The following is a 15,851-nucleotide window of genomic DNA, read 5'->3' on the forward strand; positions in this document are numbered from 1 at the left end:
CATGGAATATCGCGGCAATTGGCGTATCCCCACCGAGATCCTTGCCGGGGCAGGACGGATTTCAGAACTGCCGGGCCGGATCGCGCAGGCCGGGCTCAAACGGGTGCTCATCGTCACCGATCCCGGCGTGGCGGCGCTGCCCTTTTTCGCCGCCATCCAGGCCGGGCTGGACCAGACGGGCATCGCCGCCGCGCTATTCAAGGATGTTCACCCGGACCCGCTGGCGGCGGATGTCGCCGCCGGGGCGGCGCGCTACCGCGACCATGGCGCGGAGGCGGTGGTGGCGGTGGGCGGCGGCTCCGGTCTTGATTGCGGCAAATCCATCGCCCTCGCCGTCTCCACCTCCCGCCCGCTCTGGGAGTTCGAGATCACCCGGAGCGCGCCGCCGCTCGACCGGCCCATGCCGCCCGTCTTCGCCGTGCCGACCACGGCGGGCACCGGCTCGGAGGTGGGGCGCGCCACGGTGGTCACCGACCCGGAGAAGCAGCGCAAATTCATCCTGCTTCACGCCCAAATGCTGCCGCGGCTGGTCGTTCTCGACCCCGAGCTGACCTATGGATTGCCCGCCAACATCACCGCCTGGACCGGCATGGATGCGCTCGCCCACGCGCTGGAGGCCTATTACGCGGATTTCTATCATCCGGCCGCGGATGGCATCGCCCTGGAGGGGATGCGGCTGGTGAAGGAGAATCTGCCGCGCGCGGTGCGGGAGCCGAAAAATACGGTGGCGCGGATGAATATGCTGGCCGCCGCCTCGATGGGAGCAACGGCCTTTCAGAAGGCGCTGGGGGCGATTCATTCCCTCAGCCATCCCATCGGCGCGCGTTGCCACGCGCATCACGGCCTCACCAACGCCGTGCTGATGCCCTATGTGCTGGCCTATAACCGCCCGGTTATCGAGGAGAAGATGGCGCGCGCCGCGCGGGCGCTGGGGCTGGAGCCGAGCTTCGACGCGTTTCTCGCCTGGGTGATGGAATTGCGCGCCGGGCTCGGCATTCCCCCTACGCTGGCGGGGCTCAACGTGCCGCCCGAATTGCTGCCGGAGTTGGCCGCCGAGGCGGTGGCGGACCCCAACACGCCGGATAATCCGCGCCCGGCGGATGAGGCGGCCATGCTGCGTATCCTGCGCGCGGCCATGGCCGGGGACATGGCGGGTTTGGGGGATTAGGGAGCGCAATTGTAGGTAAACTTAAGTTTTGTTGATTCAAATAAAGAAAAAGCAAAAGTGAGGTTAAAGGTTGGATTCGGATACATTTTATTTGTTAATTGCTTTAGACGATAAGTGAATATATTTCTGATGGTGTTCTTACTATGTTCAAGTGGAGAAAAAAATGCAACGGGTAAAAACAAATGAAGTGGTTGATGGTCCAGGCCCCTCTGAAAAGGTAGCAACTATTACAACGTCCGGTGGTATAGAGCAGGTTGTTTTACACTCTTCTGCCCTGGATAGCTCCAATTATATGGAGATCGGATTCCTTGGCTATAAAGAAGATTTAGCCCTTATAGAGCTACCGCGTGAATCTGCATCAGGCAAATGGAGAGTTTGGGTCAATAAATCAGAATTAGCGGCATAAAATAGGAACGGGGCGATGATATTAACTGATAGGGAAATACAAATTGCTCTTCAACAGAAGTTAGTAACCATTGACCCCGGACCAAACCAAGAAGCTTATAGCTCTACAAAAGTGTAGACCTCACTCTTGGGAATACATTTTCAATTTGGAAGGTGAGGGCTGGGGCTCCCATTAGGCCGGGCGCTGCTGGATTTAAGTACACAGACTTCATTTCAGATCAGAAAACCGTTCAACAAAATATGTTCACTTTGTCAGCGAAGTCATTTGTTTTGGCGTGGACAGCAGAAACAGTGAGTATCCCCATCCATTCGCGCCTCGCAGCGCGCGTTGAAGGAAAGAGTTCCTTAGCTAGGCTTGGTATGGGTGTCCATCTGACTGCACCCACAATCCACTGCGGCTTCAAGGGCGCCGTTCAACTTGAAATATACAATTCAGGGCCAAATGAAATAATCCTTGATGCGGGCATGAGAGTTTGTCAGTTAATTTTTGAGCAAACCATAGGGACGCCGGATAAAGGGTACCGAGGAACTTTTTTGGGACAATCGGCAAGCTCAATTGGCAAATAGATGATTCCTGACCTATCTGCTTCTGCTTTTCCGGCGGCATTACCTCAGCATACAGCCTTTAATTGACTCTATAGCCGCCGCCACATCTATAGCCTACCGTAGTTCTGGGATGATTCTTTCTGCTTGCTTTCGCAGGATTGCCTCGAGCTTTGAGAAAGCATTTTTGATGGGGCGTTACAGCGGTTTCTGCATGATCACCACATCCAGCCAGCGCTCGAATTTCCAGCCCACCTTGCGCATGGTGCCGCAATGCTGGAAGCCGAGGCTGGCATGGACGCCGATTGAGGCGGTGTTCTCCGAATCGCCGATGAGGGAGAGCATCTGCTTGAAACCGGATTGGGCGGCGAGCTCGATCAGCCGGGCAACGATGGCCTTGCCCACGCCCTGGCCGCGCACATCCTCGCGGACATAGACGCTGTCCTCCACCGTGTATTCATAGGCGGGGCGGGCACGGAACGGCCCGTAATAGCCAAACCCAAGCAGGCGCGGCCCTTCCTCGGCGGCGATCCAGGCGAAACCCGCCTCGTCATTGCGCCGGAAGCGTTCCTGCATTTCTTCCAGCGAGGGCGGGACGGTCTCGAAGGAGCCGGTGCCATGCAGGACGTGATGGGCGTAAATCGCCTGGATTTGCGGCAAATCCTCATTGGTAGCGTGCCTGATTTTCATCTGCCTGCCCTGGCCTCCTCGCGGCTTTCATCGCAAATCCGGGCGGGAAGGGGAAGGGTGGAAGCCCGGCCTTCCCAGGCTTCATTTGGCAGGCAAGGCGGTTCTGGGCTAAACTCGGGGTGGACCCCGGGGTTGGAGATGAGTTCATGGGCGGATTGAGCATCTGGCATTGGCTGATTGTTCTGGTGGTCGCCTTGCTGCTGCTAGGCGGGCGCGGGAGGGTGAGCGCGATGCTGGGCGATCTCGGCAAGGGAATCAAAAGCTTCAAGCAGAGCATGGCCGAGGATGAACCCGCCAAGCCCGCGCCGGATGCGCGGATGAGCGAGCCCGGCGCGCTCCCCCCCGGCGAGCCGCTGCCGCCGGAGCAGGCCAAGACCAAAGTCAACCAGGGCTGACATGGTTCCGCAGGAGGTGGCGGCGGCGCTGGCCGAGGCCGGGCGCCGGATGGACCAGCGCGGTTGGGTGCCCGGCTCGGCGGGCAATCTCTCCGCCCGGCTGGAGAATGGGCGCATCGCCATCACCCGCAGCGGCATCCATAAGGGCCGGATCGTCCCGGCCGAGGATATCATCGCCGTGGATGCGGCGGGCCAGGCCTTGAAGGCGGGGCATAGGCCGAGCGCCGAGACATTGCTGCATTGCCAGCTTTACCGGCTGTTTCCGCCCGTGGCGGCGGTGCTGCACGGCCACTCCGTAGCGGCGACGGTGCTTTCCATCGCCGGGCCGATCGTGTTTTCTCAATACGAGATTCTGAAGGCGTTCGGCTTCGCCAGCCATGAGCATGATATCGCCTTGCCGGTTTACGGTAACGACCAGGACATCGCCCGGCTGGCGGCGCTGATCGAGCCCGAGCTGCAGGCGGACACGCCCATCGGCTATGTGATCGCCGGGCACGGCGTCTATGCCTGGGGATCAAGCGTCGAGCACGCCTTCTGGCGGCTGGAGGCGCTGGAATTTCTGTTGGAATGCGAATTGGCGCGGAGGCAGATGCGATGAGCCGGCTGACGGTTTACGAGGAAAAGGCGCCGGGCGCGCCGGTGTTCGACAGCACCGATCCGGCGGCGGTGGCCGCCGAGCTGGCCCGCATCGATGTGGGCTTCGAACGCTGGGACAGCCCGGTGGCGCTGCCGCCGGACGCGCCCGCCGAGGCGATTCTGGAGGCGTACCGGCCCTATCTCGACGCGCTGATGGGCGCGACCGGGGCGGGTTCCGCCGATGTGGTCAAGCTGTCCCCAGACCATCCCCGGGCGGCGGCGCTGCGGGAGCAATTTCTCTCCGAGCATACCCATAGCGAGCCGGAGATCCGGTTTTTTGTCGCGGGCTCCGGCCATTTCGTTCTCCATGCGGAGGGACGTGTTTACGACACGCTGTGCGAGCGAGGCGATCTCATCCATGTGCCGGCGGGACTCAAGCATTGGTTCGATGCCGGACCCGCCCCCTCCTTCACCGCCCTGCGGGTTTTCACCGACCCCTCCGGCTGGGTGGCGCAATTCACCGGGGACGATATTTCCAGCCGCTTTCCCGTCACGTGATCCTCTCGGTCATCACCGATATCGAGGGCACCACCACGCCGGTCAGCTTCGTGCATCGCGTGCTCTTTCCCTATGCGCGGGCGCGGCTGGCGGCGTTCATCGCCGCGCATCCGGCCCACCCCGCTCTGGCGGAGGTGCCGGAGCCCCGGCTCGCCACCCTGCTCGGCTGGATGGATCGGGATGAGAAGATCACGGCGCTGAAGACGATCCAGGGCGAGATCTGGGCGGAGGGTTACGCGGCGGGCGCGCTGAAAAGCGAGATTTACCCGGATGTTCCGCCCATGCTGCGTGGCTGGGCGCGGGCGGGGTTGCGGCTCTTTGTCTACTCATCCGGCTCCGTCGCGGCCCAGAAACTGCTGTTTGGCCATAGCGAGGCGGGAGATTTGACGCCGCTGTTCCAGGGCTATTTCGATACCACGCTGGGGCCGAAACGCGCGGCGGCGAGCTATGCCGCCATCGTCCGCGCGGTGGGGAGCGCGCCGGGAGAGGCGCTGTTTCTCTCCGACGTGGAGGCGGAGCTGGACGCCGCCGCCGAGGCCGGCCTTGCCGCCTGCCAGCTCGCGCGCCCGCAGGATGGCACGCAGCCGGGCGCCCGCCATCCGGCAGTAGGCGATTTCGGGGAAGTCGCCCGCCGCTTCGGCCTGCCGCATGGCTGAACCCGGCTGGCGCGGCATGAGAGCATGGTGGCGGCGCCGCCCGCTGGCGCGGGCGTTTTTCTGGGGAATGCTGGCGGCGGCGGCGCTGCCCCCCGTGCATCTGCTGCCGGTGCTGCTCCTCTCCGTGCCGGCCCTGCTGCGGCTGACGGACTCCGCCCGCCATTGGCGGCAGGCCGCCCTTACCGGCTGGTGTTACGGCTTTGGCCTCGGCCTCGCCGGGCTGTACTGGATCACCGAGCCGGTGCTCACCGAGGCGCGGGATTTCTGGTGGCTGGTGCCTTTCGCCGCGCCGCTGCTGGCGGCGGCGGTGGCCTGTTACACGGTCGTGCCGGTGCTGGCGGCCCGGCTGGTGCCGATGGGGCTGGGGCGGGTGCTGGTCTTCGCCGGAGCCTGGGCGCTCGCCAATCTCGGCCAGCAATTTCTGTTCACCGGCTTTCCCTGGAATTACTGGGGCACGGATTGGGCGATTCCGGGCAGGCTCGGCGATGTGTTTCTCCAGCCCGCCGCGTTGGTCAGCGTCTATGGCCTCACCATGATGACCGTGCTGCTCGCGGCCACGCCGCTTTTTGGCGGACGGGGTCTGGCGGCGCTCGTCATCGGGCTGGGGGTATGGGCCGGGTACGGGGAGGCGCGCCTGCGTACCCCCGCGCCGATGACGCCGCTCCGGCTGGCGCTCATCCAGCCAAACGTTCCCGAGCCGCCTGATTTCTCCCGTCCGGCGCTGATCGCCAGTTGGGAGCAGCTGCTGCGGATGAGCCAGGCCGGGATCGCCGAGGGGGCGCAGGTGGTGATCTGGCCGGAGGCCGCCAGCCCTTGGCTGCTGGCCAATGACCCGGTGGCGCGCGAACAGCTGGCCGCCGCCTTGGGAACCGTGCCGGTGATCGCCGGCGGGTTGCGCATGGCGAGCCAGACCGATTTCCGCAATTCGATCATCGTCACCTCCGGCCCCGAGCCCCCGCTCGCCGTCTATGACAAATGGAAACTGGTTCCCTTCGGCGAATACATGCCGAGATGGATCCCGGTGAAAATCATCCCCAGCGCGCTGGGCAGCGGATTCAAACCAGGGCCGGGGCCGGAGACCATCGCCAACATTCCCGGCCTGCCGCCCTTCGGCCCGATCATCTGCTATGAATCGATTTTTTCCGGCCAGATCCTCGATGAGGCGCGGCGGCCGGACTGGATCGTCAACGTTACCGATGATGCCTGGTTCGGCGATACCGCCGGGCCGCGCCAGCATGTCGCCAATGCCCGGCTGCGGGCGGTGGAGGAAGGGCTGCCGCTCGTCCGCGTCGCCAATTCCGGGATTTCGGCGGTGATCGACCCGTTCGGCCGGGTAATGGTCTCGATGCCGCTCGACCACCAGGGCGTGCTGGTGGCGCCGCTGCCCGCGCCACAGCCGGCGACGTTTTATGCGCGGCAAGGGCTGCGTCTGCCCGCCGGGCTGGCGGCTCTCCTTCTGGCCGCCGGGCTAGGGTTGGGTCTGAGGCGGCGGCCGCGCCTACCTAGAGGATAAGCATCAGGTTTTTGCTCAACTTGGGTTTGGCCCCCGATTTATTAGCACTCAAGCAAGGGGTGTGATATAAAATGATGATGATTGCAGTTCCTTCGCGGTGGGGCATAAGCCGAGCGCTGTCAGGATAAAGAGTAAAGCTGGAGTTATCGAAGCATGGCTGATGAGAATGCGGAGCGGCCCGAGCGTGAGAGCAGGCCCAGCCCGATCGATGTGCATGTCGGTTCGCGGATCCGTCTTCGCCGCACTTTGCTCGGCATGTCGCAGGAGCGGCTGGGGGACGCGCTGGGGCTCACCTTCCAGCAGGTACAGAAATATGAGCGGGGCATGAACCGGGTTGGCGCCTCGCGCCTGTTCGATATTTCCCGGGTGCTGGATGTGCCGATTTCCTATTTCTTCGACGATATGCCCGCGGGTCTCTCAGAGGGGCCGCTTTCCGGACCGCGCGGCCGCACCTATGGTTTCGCGGAGCAGCAGGAGCCGTTCAGCGCGGGGGTGGACGACCAGCTTACCAAACGCGAGACGCTGGAGCTGGTGCGCGCCTATTACCGCATCTCCGATCCGGCGATGCGTAAGCGGATTTTCGATCTCATCAAATCCCTCGCCCCGGGTGAAGAGGGCTTCGACACCGGCGGGTGAGAGCGGCGGCGCGCCGGGAATGAGCAGCGGCGCGAAATGCTCGATACCGGTAACGAAGGCGGGCGCGTTTTCCTTGGCCAAATCCATTCCTCCTCCTTCAACCCGCCCGTCCCGCTCAAGCGGCGGAATTCAATAGACCACCACAGTGCGGATGCTCTCGCCCCGGCGCAGCATCTCGAATCCCTCATTGATGCGCTCGAAGGGCAGGACATGGGTGATGAGCGAATCGATGTCGATCTTGCCTTCCATGTACCAATCGACGATGCGCGGCACATCCGTGCGGCCGCGCGCGCCCCCGAAGGCCGTGCCCTTCCAGGTGCGGCCGGTGACGAGCTGGAAGGGCCGGGTGGAAATCTCCTGTCCCGCCCCCGCCACGCCGATGATGATGGAGGTGCCCCAGCCGCGATGGCAGCATTCCAGCGCTTGGCGCATGACCGTGACATTGCCAATGCACTCGAAGGAATAATCGGCGCCGCCATCAGTGAGATTGATGAGGTGAGGCACCAGATCCCCGCCGGCCTCGGCGGGGTTGACGAAATGGGTCATGCCGAATTTCTCCGCCATCGGCCGGCGGTTATTGTTGAGGTCCACGCCGATGATCTTATCCGCCCCGGCAATTCGCGCCCCCTGGATGACATTGAGGCCGATGCCGCCCAGACCGAACACCACGACATTATCTCCCGGCTGGACCCTGGCGGTGTTGAACACCGCGCCGATGCCGGTGGTGACGCCACAGCCGATATAACAGATTTTCTCGAAAGGCGCGTCCGGCCGGACCTTGGCGAGGGCGATCTCCGGCAGCACGGTGTAATTGGCGAAGGTCGAACAGCCCATATAATGCATCACCGGGGCACCCTCGCAGGAGAAGCGGGAGGTGCCATCCGGCATGACGCCGCGGCCCTGGGTGGCGCGGATGGCGGTGCAGAGATTGGTCTTGCGGGAGAGGCAGGCTTTGCATTGGCGGCATTCCGGCGTGTAGAGCGGGATCACGTGATCGCCCTCTCTCAGCGAGCTGACGCCCGGCCCCACCTCCACCACCACCCCCGCGCCCTCATGGCCGAGAATGGAGGGGAACAGCCCCTCCGGGTCGGCGCCGGAGAGGGTATATTCATCCGTATGGCAGATGCCGGTGGCGCGGATCTCCACCATCACCTCTCCGGCCTTTGGACCTTCGATATCCACCATCTCCAGCGAGAGGGGCTGGGCGGGCGCCCGGGCCACGGCGGCGCGTGTCCTCATCCTTCGTCTCCTTTGAAAGCCGATGCCGGATAACCTTGCGCGAAAAGCAGCGAGGTCAAGTCCGTATGCTCGACGCGGTTAGCGACCGCGGCCGCCACCACGGGTTTGGCGTGATAGGCGACACCGAGCCCGGCGGCCTGCAGCATCGGCAGATCGTTGGCGCCATCTCCCACGGCGAGGGTGGCGGCCAGCCGCGCGCCGCGCGCGGCTGCAAGCTCCTTCAGCGCCGCCAGCTTGTCCTCTTTGTCGAGGATCGGCTCCGCCACCTCGCCGGTGAGCGCCGCGCCGTCATCCAGCAGGGTGTTGGCGCGGTGCAATGAGAAGCCCAAAGCCGCGGCGACGCGAGAGGTGAAGAAGGTGAACCCGCCCGAGACCAGCGCCGTGGTGGCGCCATGGGCGTTCATCGTCGCCACCAGGGCGCGGGCGCCGCGGCTAAACGTGACCCGCTTCCAGGTCTCCTCCAGCGCGGCCAGCCTCAGGCCCTTGAGCAGCCGCACACGCTCCCGCAGCGCCGCCTTGAAATCGAGCTCGCCGTTCATCGCCCGGGCGGTGATGGCGGCGACCTGGTCCTTGACCCCGGCGAAACCCGCCAATTCGTCCAGCGTTTCGCCGGTGATGATGGTGCTGTCCATATCCGCGACCAGCACCGCCTTGCGCCTTCCGCGCGGGCGGGTGAGGAAAATATCCACCGCCGGGTGGCTGAGCAACGACCGCAGCGCCGCGCGGTCGGGAGCGCGGGGGGCGTGGAATTCCACCGCCCGGCCCGGCGCCAGCCAGACAAGGCCGCGGCCCTCGGCATAGGCGAGGGCACGGGCGGCATCCGTGGCGGTGAGCTCCGCCTCCCGGCTGGCCACGAGGGTGACGATATGGGAATTAGGCGCGGTCATGGACGCGACGGATACGGCAGAGACGGGATCAGGGCAACGCGCGGGGCTGATCATCGCCGGGCCGACGGCGAGCGGTAAATCCGCTCTCGCTCTCGCCCTGGCCCAGGCGCTGGGCGGCACGGTCATCAATGCCGACGCCATGCAATGCTACGCGGAGCTGCGGGTGCTGACCGCCCGGCCCACCCCGGTGGAAGAGGCGCTGGCGCCGCACCGGCTCTATGGCGTGCGCCGCGCCGAGGAGCCGGCCAACGCGGCCTGGTGGCGGCGGGCGGCCCTGGAGGAGATGGAGCGCGCGCGTTTCCCCGTTCTTTGCGGCGGCACGGGCCTCTACCTCGCCGCTTTGGTGCATGGCATCGCCCCCATCCCCGAGCCGGGGGAGGCGGCGCGGGCGGAGGCGCGGCGGCTGTTGGCCGAGATCGGCCCGGCGGCGCTGCATGCGCGGCTGGACGAGGCCAGCGCGGCGCGGCTGCGCCCCCAGGACAGCCAGCGTGTCGCCCGCGCCTATGAGGTGCTGCGCGGCACCGGCCGGGGCCTGGCCTATTGGCAGTCCCTGCCCGCCGAACCGCTCACGGGCTGGCGGCTGAGGATGATCCTGCTCGATCCGCCCCGGGCCGATCTGCGCGCGGCGATCGAGACCCGCTTCGCCGCGATGCTGGCCACAGGGGCGCTGGCGGAGGCCGCGGCCCTGCTGGCGCGGAACCTGCCGCACGACCTGCCGCTGCTGCGCGCCCATGGCGTGCCGGAACTCGCCGCGCATCTCAACGGCGAGATCGGCCTGGAGGAGGCGCGGGAGCGGGCGGTGAGCGCCACCTCGCGCTACACCAAGCGGCAAATGACCTGGTTCCGGCACCAGCAATTGGTGAGCAGGCCAGACATGCAATTAATAAAGTCGAGACAGCCGGGCTGTGAGCAACTTTTGGAAAGTATTATAACCAATATAAGAAATTTTATGTGAAGCCTGGGTTGACCCGCGCGATGCGGAATTGTACGGGTCCGGGATGACCGAGACGGACGGGAACGGGACGATGGATGGCACGATCGCGGCGGCGGAGCAGATGAGTTCCGGGTCCGAGGCGCTGCTGCGCGCGCTCAAGGCGCAGGGCGTGGAGGTGATTTTCGGCTATCCCGGCGGGGCGGTGCTGCCGATCTATGACGCGATTTTCCAGCAGAACGCGATCCGCCACATCCTCGTTCGCCATGAGCAGGCAGCGGTGCACGCGGCGGAGGGCTATGCCCGCTCCACCGGCAAGGTGGGGGTGGTGCTCGTCACCTCCGGCCCCGGGGCCACCAACGCCGTCACCGGGCTGGTGGACGCGCTGATGGATTCCATCCCCATCGTTTGCCTGTGCGGGCAGGTTCCCACCCATCTCATCGGCAATGACGCCTTCCAGGAGGCGGACACCACCGGCATCACCCGCCCGGCGACCAAGCATAATTATCTGGTCAAGCGATCCGAGGATCTGGTGCGCGTCGTCCACGAGGCGTTTTATGTCGCCCGCGCCGGGCGGCCCGGGCCGGTGGTGATCGACCTGCCCAAAGACATTCTCATCGCTCCCGCCCCCTACCGTGAGCCCGGCGAGGCGGAGCATCGCTCCTACCGCCCGCGCACCCAGCCCGATCCGCGCCGGATCAAGGAGGCTGTGGCGCTCCTCAAGCGGGCGCGCCGGCCCATCATTTATGCCGGGGGCGGCGTCATCAATGCCGGGCCGGAGGCCTCGCGTCTGCTCACCCAATTCGCGCGGATGACCGGCTTTCCCCTCACCGCGACTTTAATGGGGCTGGGCGCGTTCCCCGCCTCCGACCCGCTGTTTCTCGGCATGCTGGGGATGCATGGCACCTATGAATCGAATCTCGCCATGCATGGCTGCGACGTGATGCTCAATATCGGCGCGCGCTTCGATGACCGGGTGACGGGCCGGCTCAACGCTTTTTCCCCGGGCTCGAAGAAAATCCATGTCGATATCGACCCCGCCAATATCAATAAATCCGTGGCGGTGGACGTGGCGATTGTCGGCGACGCGGCGGCCGTGCTGCGGGCGCTGATCGCCGCCTGGCGGGAGGATTCCACCCCGCCGCCGCGCGAGGCCCTGGCGCAATGGTGGGAGCGGATCGGGCTGTGGCGGGAGAAGAAGGCGCTGCGCTACGAGCAGCCGGCGGCGCCGGGCAGCGTCATCAAGCCCCAATACGCCATTGAGCGGCTCTACCAGGCGACCCAGGGACGCGAGACCTATGTCACCACCGAGGTCGGCCAGCATCAGATGTGGGCGGCGCAATATTTCAAATTCGAGCAGCCGAATCACTGGATGACCTCGGGCGGACTCGGCACCATGGGTTATGGCCTGCCCGCCGCCATGGGCGTGCAGGTGGCGCATCCGCAGGCGCTGGTGGTGGATATTGCCGGCGAGGCGAGTACGCTTATGAACATTCAGGAAATGAGTACCCTCGCCCAGTACCGCCTGCCGGTGAAGGTGTTCATTCTCAATAATCATTATATGGGCATGGTGCGCCAATGGCAGGAATTGCTGCATGGCGGGCGCTATTCCCACTCCTATTCCGAGGCTCTGCCGGATTTCGTCAAACTGGCCGAGAGTTTCCACGCCGTCGGCCTGCGCGCCCGCACGGTGGATGAGCTGGATGGCGTGATCGCCGAGATGCTGGCGGTGGATAAGCCGGTGATCGCCGATATCTGCGTGGATGAGACCGAGAACGTGTTTCCGATGATCCCTTCCGGGGCGGCGCATAACGAGATGTTGCTGGGGCCGGGACAGGATAGTCCGGGCCGCCCCGGCGTCACCGATGAAGGGATGGCGCTGGTCTGATGGCTGAACCCGCTCTGCGCTCCGCCACCGTCTCGGTGCTGGTAGAGAATGAATCCGGCGTGCTGGCGCGCGTCATCGGGCTGTTTTCCGGCCGGGGATATAATATCGACAGCCTGACCGTGGCTCCGGTGGAGCGGGACGGCTCGAAAAGCCGTATCACGGTGGTCACGCGCGGCACGCCGATGGTGATTGAGCAGATCAAGGCGCAGCTCGACCGGCTGGTGCCGGTTTACAAGGTGCTCGACCTCAGCGAGGGGCCGCATCTCGCGCGGGAACTGGCCTTGATCAAGGTGATCGGCGCCGGGGAAAAACGGGCTGAGGCGCTGCGGCTGGCGGAGGCGTTCCGCGCCAGGGTGATCGACGCCACCACGGAGAGCTTCACGTTCGAATTGACCGGCGCCACCGATAAGCTGGACGCGTTTCTCGACCTGATGCGCCCGCTCGGCCTGGCGGAGGTCGCACGCACCGGGGTGGCGGCCATCGCCCGCGGGATGAAAACGATCTACTGAAGCCGGCTTGCGCGAGGCTGCGCGTGGAAGGCCAGGCGGAATGGAGCGGGCAGGCTTGGCCCAGTATGGGGATGGCGCTGGTTTGCGCCGGTGGCGCGGATCGGCGACAAGGGCGGCATGAATGATGCGCCCGCCCAGGTGGATCTGATCGCTGTGCTGGTGGCCGTGACCAATGGCCAGCCTCGCGTGCTCACCTTAGAAAACGGCCATGCCCTGCCCGCCGGGCCGCTACAGACCGGGCACCGCTCGCTCCAGGCCGGGCTGCGGGAATGGGTGGAGGCCCAGACCCGCCACCCTCTCGGCTATGTCGAGCAGCTTTATACCTTCGCCGGGCAGCAGCCGGGCACGGGGCGGGGCATTTCCATTTCCTATCTCGGGCTAAGCCGGGAGGCGGCCGGGGACTATCCGGGGGCCAGCTGGTTCGGCTGGTATGAATATTTTCCCTGGGAGGATAGGCGCGCGGGCAATGGGCCGCGCGCGGCGGCGCTGGCGGCGCTCACCGCCTGGGCCGGGCGGGACGAGACGCGAGCCGCCCGGGTCGCCGCGCTATTCGGTGTCCAGGGAGGGTGGCAAGACGAGCTGGTGCTGCAACGCTACGAATTGCTGTGGGAGGCGCGGCTGGTGCCGGAGGCGGTGCGCGCCACCGCCCCGGCGGGCGGGACGCTGGTGGCGGGGCGGGAGATGACGCTGGACCACCGGCGCATTCTCGCCACCGCCATCGCCCGGCTGCGCGCGAAAATCAAATACCATCCGGTGGTGTTCGAGCTTTTGCCCCATGAATTCACCTTGCTGGAATTGCAGCGCACCATGGAGGCGATCGCAGGGCAGAGCCTGCACAAGCCCAATTTCCGCCGGCTGATCGAGCAGCAGGAATTGGTGGAAGAGACGGGGCATGTCGCCCGCCTTCCCGCCGGGCGGCCCGCTAAGCTGTTCCGCTTCCGCCCCGCCGTGCTGGCGGAACGCGCCTTCGCTGGGTCCAAACTGCCGCTAGTGAAATAATCGCTTGCCTCATATACTCGGGGTGAGTATATTGGCGTAATTATACTCTAATTGAGTATAAAGGAGAACGCCATGATCCCCGCCCGCACCCGGCATGAATGCGATGTCTGCCTGATCCCCTGTTTCGACGAAGAGGTGATGGCGGAAGATATCGCCGCTATCCGCGCGCTCAAGCGCGAGCGGCGGGCCATCATTCTCGCTCACAATTACCAGCGCCCGGAAATTTTCCATGGTGTCGCCGACATCGTGGGCGACAGCCTTGCCCTGGCGCGGGAGGCGGCCCGGGCCGATGCCGATGTGATCGTGCTCGCCGGGGTGCATTTCATGGCCGAGACGGCCAAGCTGATGAACCCGGACAAGACGGTGTTGATCCCCGACCCTCTGGCCGGATGCTCGCTGGCGGAGAGCATCACCGCCGCCGATGTGGCGCTGCTGCGCCAGACCTATCCGGGCCGCCCGGTGGTCGCCTATGTCAATACTTCGGCCGAGGTGAAGGCGGCCTCCGATATCTGCTGCACATCGGGCAATGCCCGCAAGGTGGTGGAATCTTTGGGCGTGCCCGAGGTGATCATGTTGCCCGATGAGTATCTCGCTCAGAATGTCGCCGCCGAGACCGGGGTGAAGATCATCGCCTGGAAAGGCCATTGCGAAGTGCATGAGCGCTTCACCCCGCTGGAAATCGACCGGCTGCGCCTGACCCATCCCGGCGTGGTGGTGCTGGCCCATCCCGAATGCCCGCCGGAGGTGGTGGCGGTGGCGGATTTCGCCGGTTCCACCGCGATGATGGCGGATTTCGTGCGGCGGGAGAAACCGGCGCGGGTGGCGCTCGTCACCGAATGCTCGATGGGCGAGAACATCGCCGCCGCCAGCCCGGAGAGCGAATTCGTCCGCGCTTGCAATCTCTGCCCGCATATGCAGCGCATTACCCTGCCCGGTATCCGCGCCGCGCTGGAGACGATGACGGCGGAGGTGAACGTGCCCGCCCATCTCTTCGCCCCCGCCCGCGCCGCCGTGGAAAGGATGCTGGCGGTCGGATGAGCGGCATCGTCATCATTGGCGGCGGCGTGGGCGGGCTGATGGCGGCGCTGGCCGCCGCGCCCCACCCCGTCACCCTGCTGAGCGCCGCGCCGCTGGGCGGGGAGGCCGCCAGCGCCCTGGCCCAGGGCGGGCTGGCCGCCGCCATCGGCGCGGATGATTCCGTGGCCCTGCATATCGCGGACACGCTGGCGGCGGGGGCGGGGCTGTGCGACGCGGAGGCGGTTTCGCGCATCATCGGCGCGGCGCCGGAACTGGTGGGGCTGCTGCGCGGCTATGGCGTGCGCTTTGCCCCAGAGCTGGGGCTGGAGGCGGCGCATGGCCGCCGCCGCATTCTCCACGCCGGAGGGGATGCCACCGGGGCCGAGATCATGCGGGCGCTCATCGCCCAGGCGCGGACCACGCCCTCGATCACCTTCCGCCAGGCGGCCGCGCGGCGGTTGCTGCGCGACGAGACCGGAGTGGCGGGCGTGCTGCTGGCAGACGGCACGGCGTTGGCGGCGGACCGGGTGCTGCTCGCCACCGGCGGCATTGGCGGGCTGTTCCGCCACACCACCAACCCGCTGAGCGCGATCGGCTGGGGGCTGATGCTGGCCCAGGATGCCGGGGCGGCGCTGCGCGATCTCGAATTCATCCAGTTCCATCCCACCGCGCTGGACGTGCCGGGGCAGAGCCTGCCCCTGGTCTCGGAGGCGGTGCGCGGCGAGGGGGCTCGCTTCATCGACGAGACAGGGGCGTATTTTCTGGCGGGGGGCGACCTCGCGGCGCGGGATGTGGTGGCGCGGGCGGTGGCGGCGCATCAGCGCGCCGGACATCGCGTATGGCTCGATCTGCGCGAGGTGCGGGATTTCGCCGCGCGCTTTCCCACCATCGCCGTTTTCGCCCGGCGGGCGGGGCTGGATTTGGCGGCGGGGCGGTTGCCCGTGCGCCCGGCGGCGCATTTTCATATGGGCGGGGTGGCGGTGGACGCGCTGGGCCGCACGAGCCTGCCCGGCCTCTACGCGGCGGGTGAGACGGCCTGCACCGGGCTGCACGGTGCCAACCGTCTGGCCAGTAACTCGCTGCTGGAGGCGGCGGTTTGCGGAATGGCGGCGGGGCGGGAGATGGCGGGCAGCGCGGCGCGGCGGGTGCGGCTGGGGGCATTGCCGCCGCCGCTGACACCCGCGCCCGAGCCGGTGCGGGACATGATGTCGGCCGGGCTTGGCGTGCTGCGCACGGCGGCG

General features: G+C 65.9%; 17 protein-coding genes and 1 pseudogene. 15 read left to right on the forward strand and 3 right to left on the reverse strand.

What is annotated here, in order from left to right:
- Position 1 precedes the first annotated feature (1 nt).
- The 3 genes and pseudogenes from M7H45_RS10920 to dcd form a co-directional block, all read left to right on the forward strand.
- A complete protein-coding gene (locus M7H45_RS10920) occupies positions 2 to 1,168 on the forward strand; it encodes an iron-containing alcohol dehydrogenase (RefSeq protein WP_298216869.1) in 1,167 nt (388 codons plus the stop codon).
- A 163-nt stretch (positions 1,169 to 1,331) separates the two neighbouring features.
- Positions 1,332 to 1,574, forward strand: coding sequence for a hypothetical protein (locus M7H45_RS10925; protein ID WP_298216871.1), 243 nt, complete (start codon positions 1,332 to 1,334; stop codon positions 1,572 to 1,574).
- A 119-nt stretch (positions 1,575 to 1,693) separates the two neighbouring features.
- Positions 1,694 to 2,140: pseudogene (dcd, locus tag M7H45_RS11350) on the forward strand (dCTP deaminase); the annotation flags it as partial.
- Positions 2,141 to 2,314: 174 nt separating this feature from the next.
- Here the strand turns inward: dcd and M7H45_RS10930 are convergent.
- Positions 2,315 to 2,806 carry a GNAT family N-acetyltransferase gene (locus tag M7H45_RS10930; RefSeq protein ID WP_298216873.1) on the reverse strand — a complete coding sequence of 164 codons (492 nt, stop codon included), beginning with the start codon at positions 2,804 to 2,806 and terminating at the stop codon, positions 2,315 to 2,317.
- Positions 2,807 to 2,952: 146 nt separating this feature from the next.
- On the opposite strand from M7H45_RS10930, the gene M7H45_RS10935 reads away from it, so the two are divergent.
- From M7H45_RS10935 to M7H45_RS10960, 6 genes are all read left to right on the forward strand, one after another.
- A complete protein-coding gene (locus M7H45_RS10935) occupies positions 2,953 to 3,201 on the forward strand; it encodes a twin-arginine translocase TatA/TatE family subunit (RefSeq protein ID WP_298216875.1) in 249 nt (82 codons plus the stop codon).
- A gap of 1 nt (position 3,202) precedes the next feature.
- Positions 3,203 to 3,799: a methylthioribulose 1-phosphate dehydratase gene (locus tag M7H45_RS10940; protein ID WP_298216877.1), complete on the forward strand. Its 597-nt coding sequence runs from the start codon at positions 3,203 to 3,205 to the stop codon at positions 3,797 to 3,799.
- A complete protein-coding gene (locus M7H45_RS10945; RefSeq protein WP_298216879.1) occupies positions 3,796 to 4,335 on the forward strand; it encodes an acireductone dioxygenase in 540 nt (179 codons plus the stop codon). Before M7H45_RS10940 ends, M7H45_RS10945 begins: the two co-directional genes overlap by 4 nt.
- The gene (mtnC, locus tag M7H45_RS10950) at positions 4,332 to 4,991 is read left to right on the forward strand and encodes an acireductone synthase (protein ID WP_298216881.1); all 660 of its coding nucleotides are present in this window, start codon (positions 4,332 to 4,334) and stop codon (positions 4,989 to 4,991) included. Before M7H45_RS10945 ends, mtnC begins: the two co-directional genes overlap by 4 nt.
- On the forward strand, positions 4,984 to 6,504 hold the full coding sequence (gene lnt, locus M7H45_RS10955; protein WP_298216882.1) for an apolipoprotein N-acyltransferase: 1,521 nt from the start codon (positions 4,984 to 4,986) through the stop codon (positions 6,502 to 6,504). Before mtnC ends, lnt begins: the two co-directional genes overlap by 8 nt.
- 153 nt (positions 6,505 to 6,657) lie before the next feature.
- Positions 6,658 to 7,140, forward strand: coding sequence for a helix-turn-helix domain-containing protein (locus M7H45_RS10960; RefSeq protein WP_298216883.1), 483 nt, complete (start codon positions 6,658 to 6,660; stop codon positions 7,138 to 7,140).
- A 129-nt stretch (positions 7,141 to 7,269) separates the two neighbouring features.
- Here the strand turns inward: M7H45_RS10960 and M7H45_RS10965 are convergent, their stop codons facing one another.
- Together M7H45_RS10965 and serB are read right to left on the reverse strand one after the other, a co-directional pair.
- Complete coding sequence (locus tag M7H45_RS10965) at positions 7,270 to 8,379, reverse strand: S-(hydroxymethyl)glutathione dehydrogenase/class III alcohol dehydrogenase (protein WP_298216885.1); 1,110 nt, start codon at positions 8,377 to 8,379, stop codon at positions 7,270 to 7,272.
- The gene (gene serB, locus M7H45_RS10970; RefSeq protein ID WP_298216887.1) at positions 8,376 to 9,266 is read right to left on the reverse strand and encodes a phosphoserine phosphatase SerB; all 891 of its coding nucleotides are present in this window, start codon (positions 9,264 to 9,266) and stop codon (positions 8,376 to 8,378) included. Before serB ends, M7H45_RS10965 begins: the two co-directional genes overlap by 4 nt.
- On the opposite strand from serB, the gene miaA reads away from it, so the two are divergent.
- The 6 genes from miaA to M7H45_RS11000 all read left to right on the forward strand — a co-directional run.
- Complete coding sequence (miaA, locus tag M7H45_RS10975; RefSeq protein WP_298216889.1) at positions 9,265 to 10,221, forward strand: tRNA (adenosine(37)-N6)-dimethylallyltransferase MiaA; 957 nt, start codon at positions 9,265 to 9,267, stop codon at positions 10,219 to 10,221. The two genes, serB and miaA, sit on opposite strands and share 2 nt — an antisense overlap.
- A gap of 70 nt (positions 10,222 to 10,291) precedes the next feature.
- The gene (locus M7H45_RS10980; RefSeq protein ID WP_408832789.1) at positions 10,292 to 12,085 is read left to right on the forward strand and encodes an acetolactate synthase 3 large subunit; all 1,794 of its coding nucleotides are present in this window, start codon (positions 10,292 to 10,294) and stop codon (positions 12,083 to 12,085) included.
- The gene (gene ilvN / locus M7H45_RS10985; protein ID WP_298216891.1) at positions 12,085 to 12,594 is read left to right on the forward strand and encodes an acetolactate synthase small subunit; all 510 of its coding nucleotides are present in this window, start codon (positions 12,085 to 12,087) and stop codon (positions 12,592 to 12,594) included. The genes M7H45_RS10980 and ilvN overlap by 1 nt, the downstream gene beginning before the upstream one ends.
- 117 nt (positions 12,595 to 12,711) lie before the next feature.
- Entirely contained in the window at positions 12,712 to 13,593 is an 882-nt protein-coding gene (locus tag M7H45_RS10990; RefSeq protein ID WP_298216898.1) for an NrtR DNA-binding winged helix domain-containing protein, read from the forward strand.
- Between the two features lie 72 nt (positions 13,594 to 13,665).
- Positions 13,666 to 14,631 (forward strand): quinolinate synthase NadA, encoded by a 966-nt coding sequence (gene nadA / locus M7H45_RS10995; RefSeq protein WP_298216892.1) that lies wholly within the window; start codon positions 13,666 to 13,668, stop codon positions 14,629 to 14,631.
- On the forward strand, positions 14,628 to 15,851 hold a 1,224-nt coding region (locus tag M7H45_RS11000; RefSeq protein WP_298216893.1), incomplete at its 3' end, for an L-aspartate oxidase. The genes nadA and M7H45_RS11000, both read left to right, overlap by 4 nt.

It is taken from the genome of Acidocella sp. (assembly GCF_027352905.1).
GTDB lineage: Bacteria > Pseudomonadota > Alphaproteobacteria > Acetobacterales > Acetobacteraceae > Acidocella.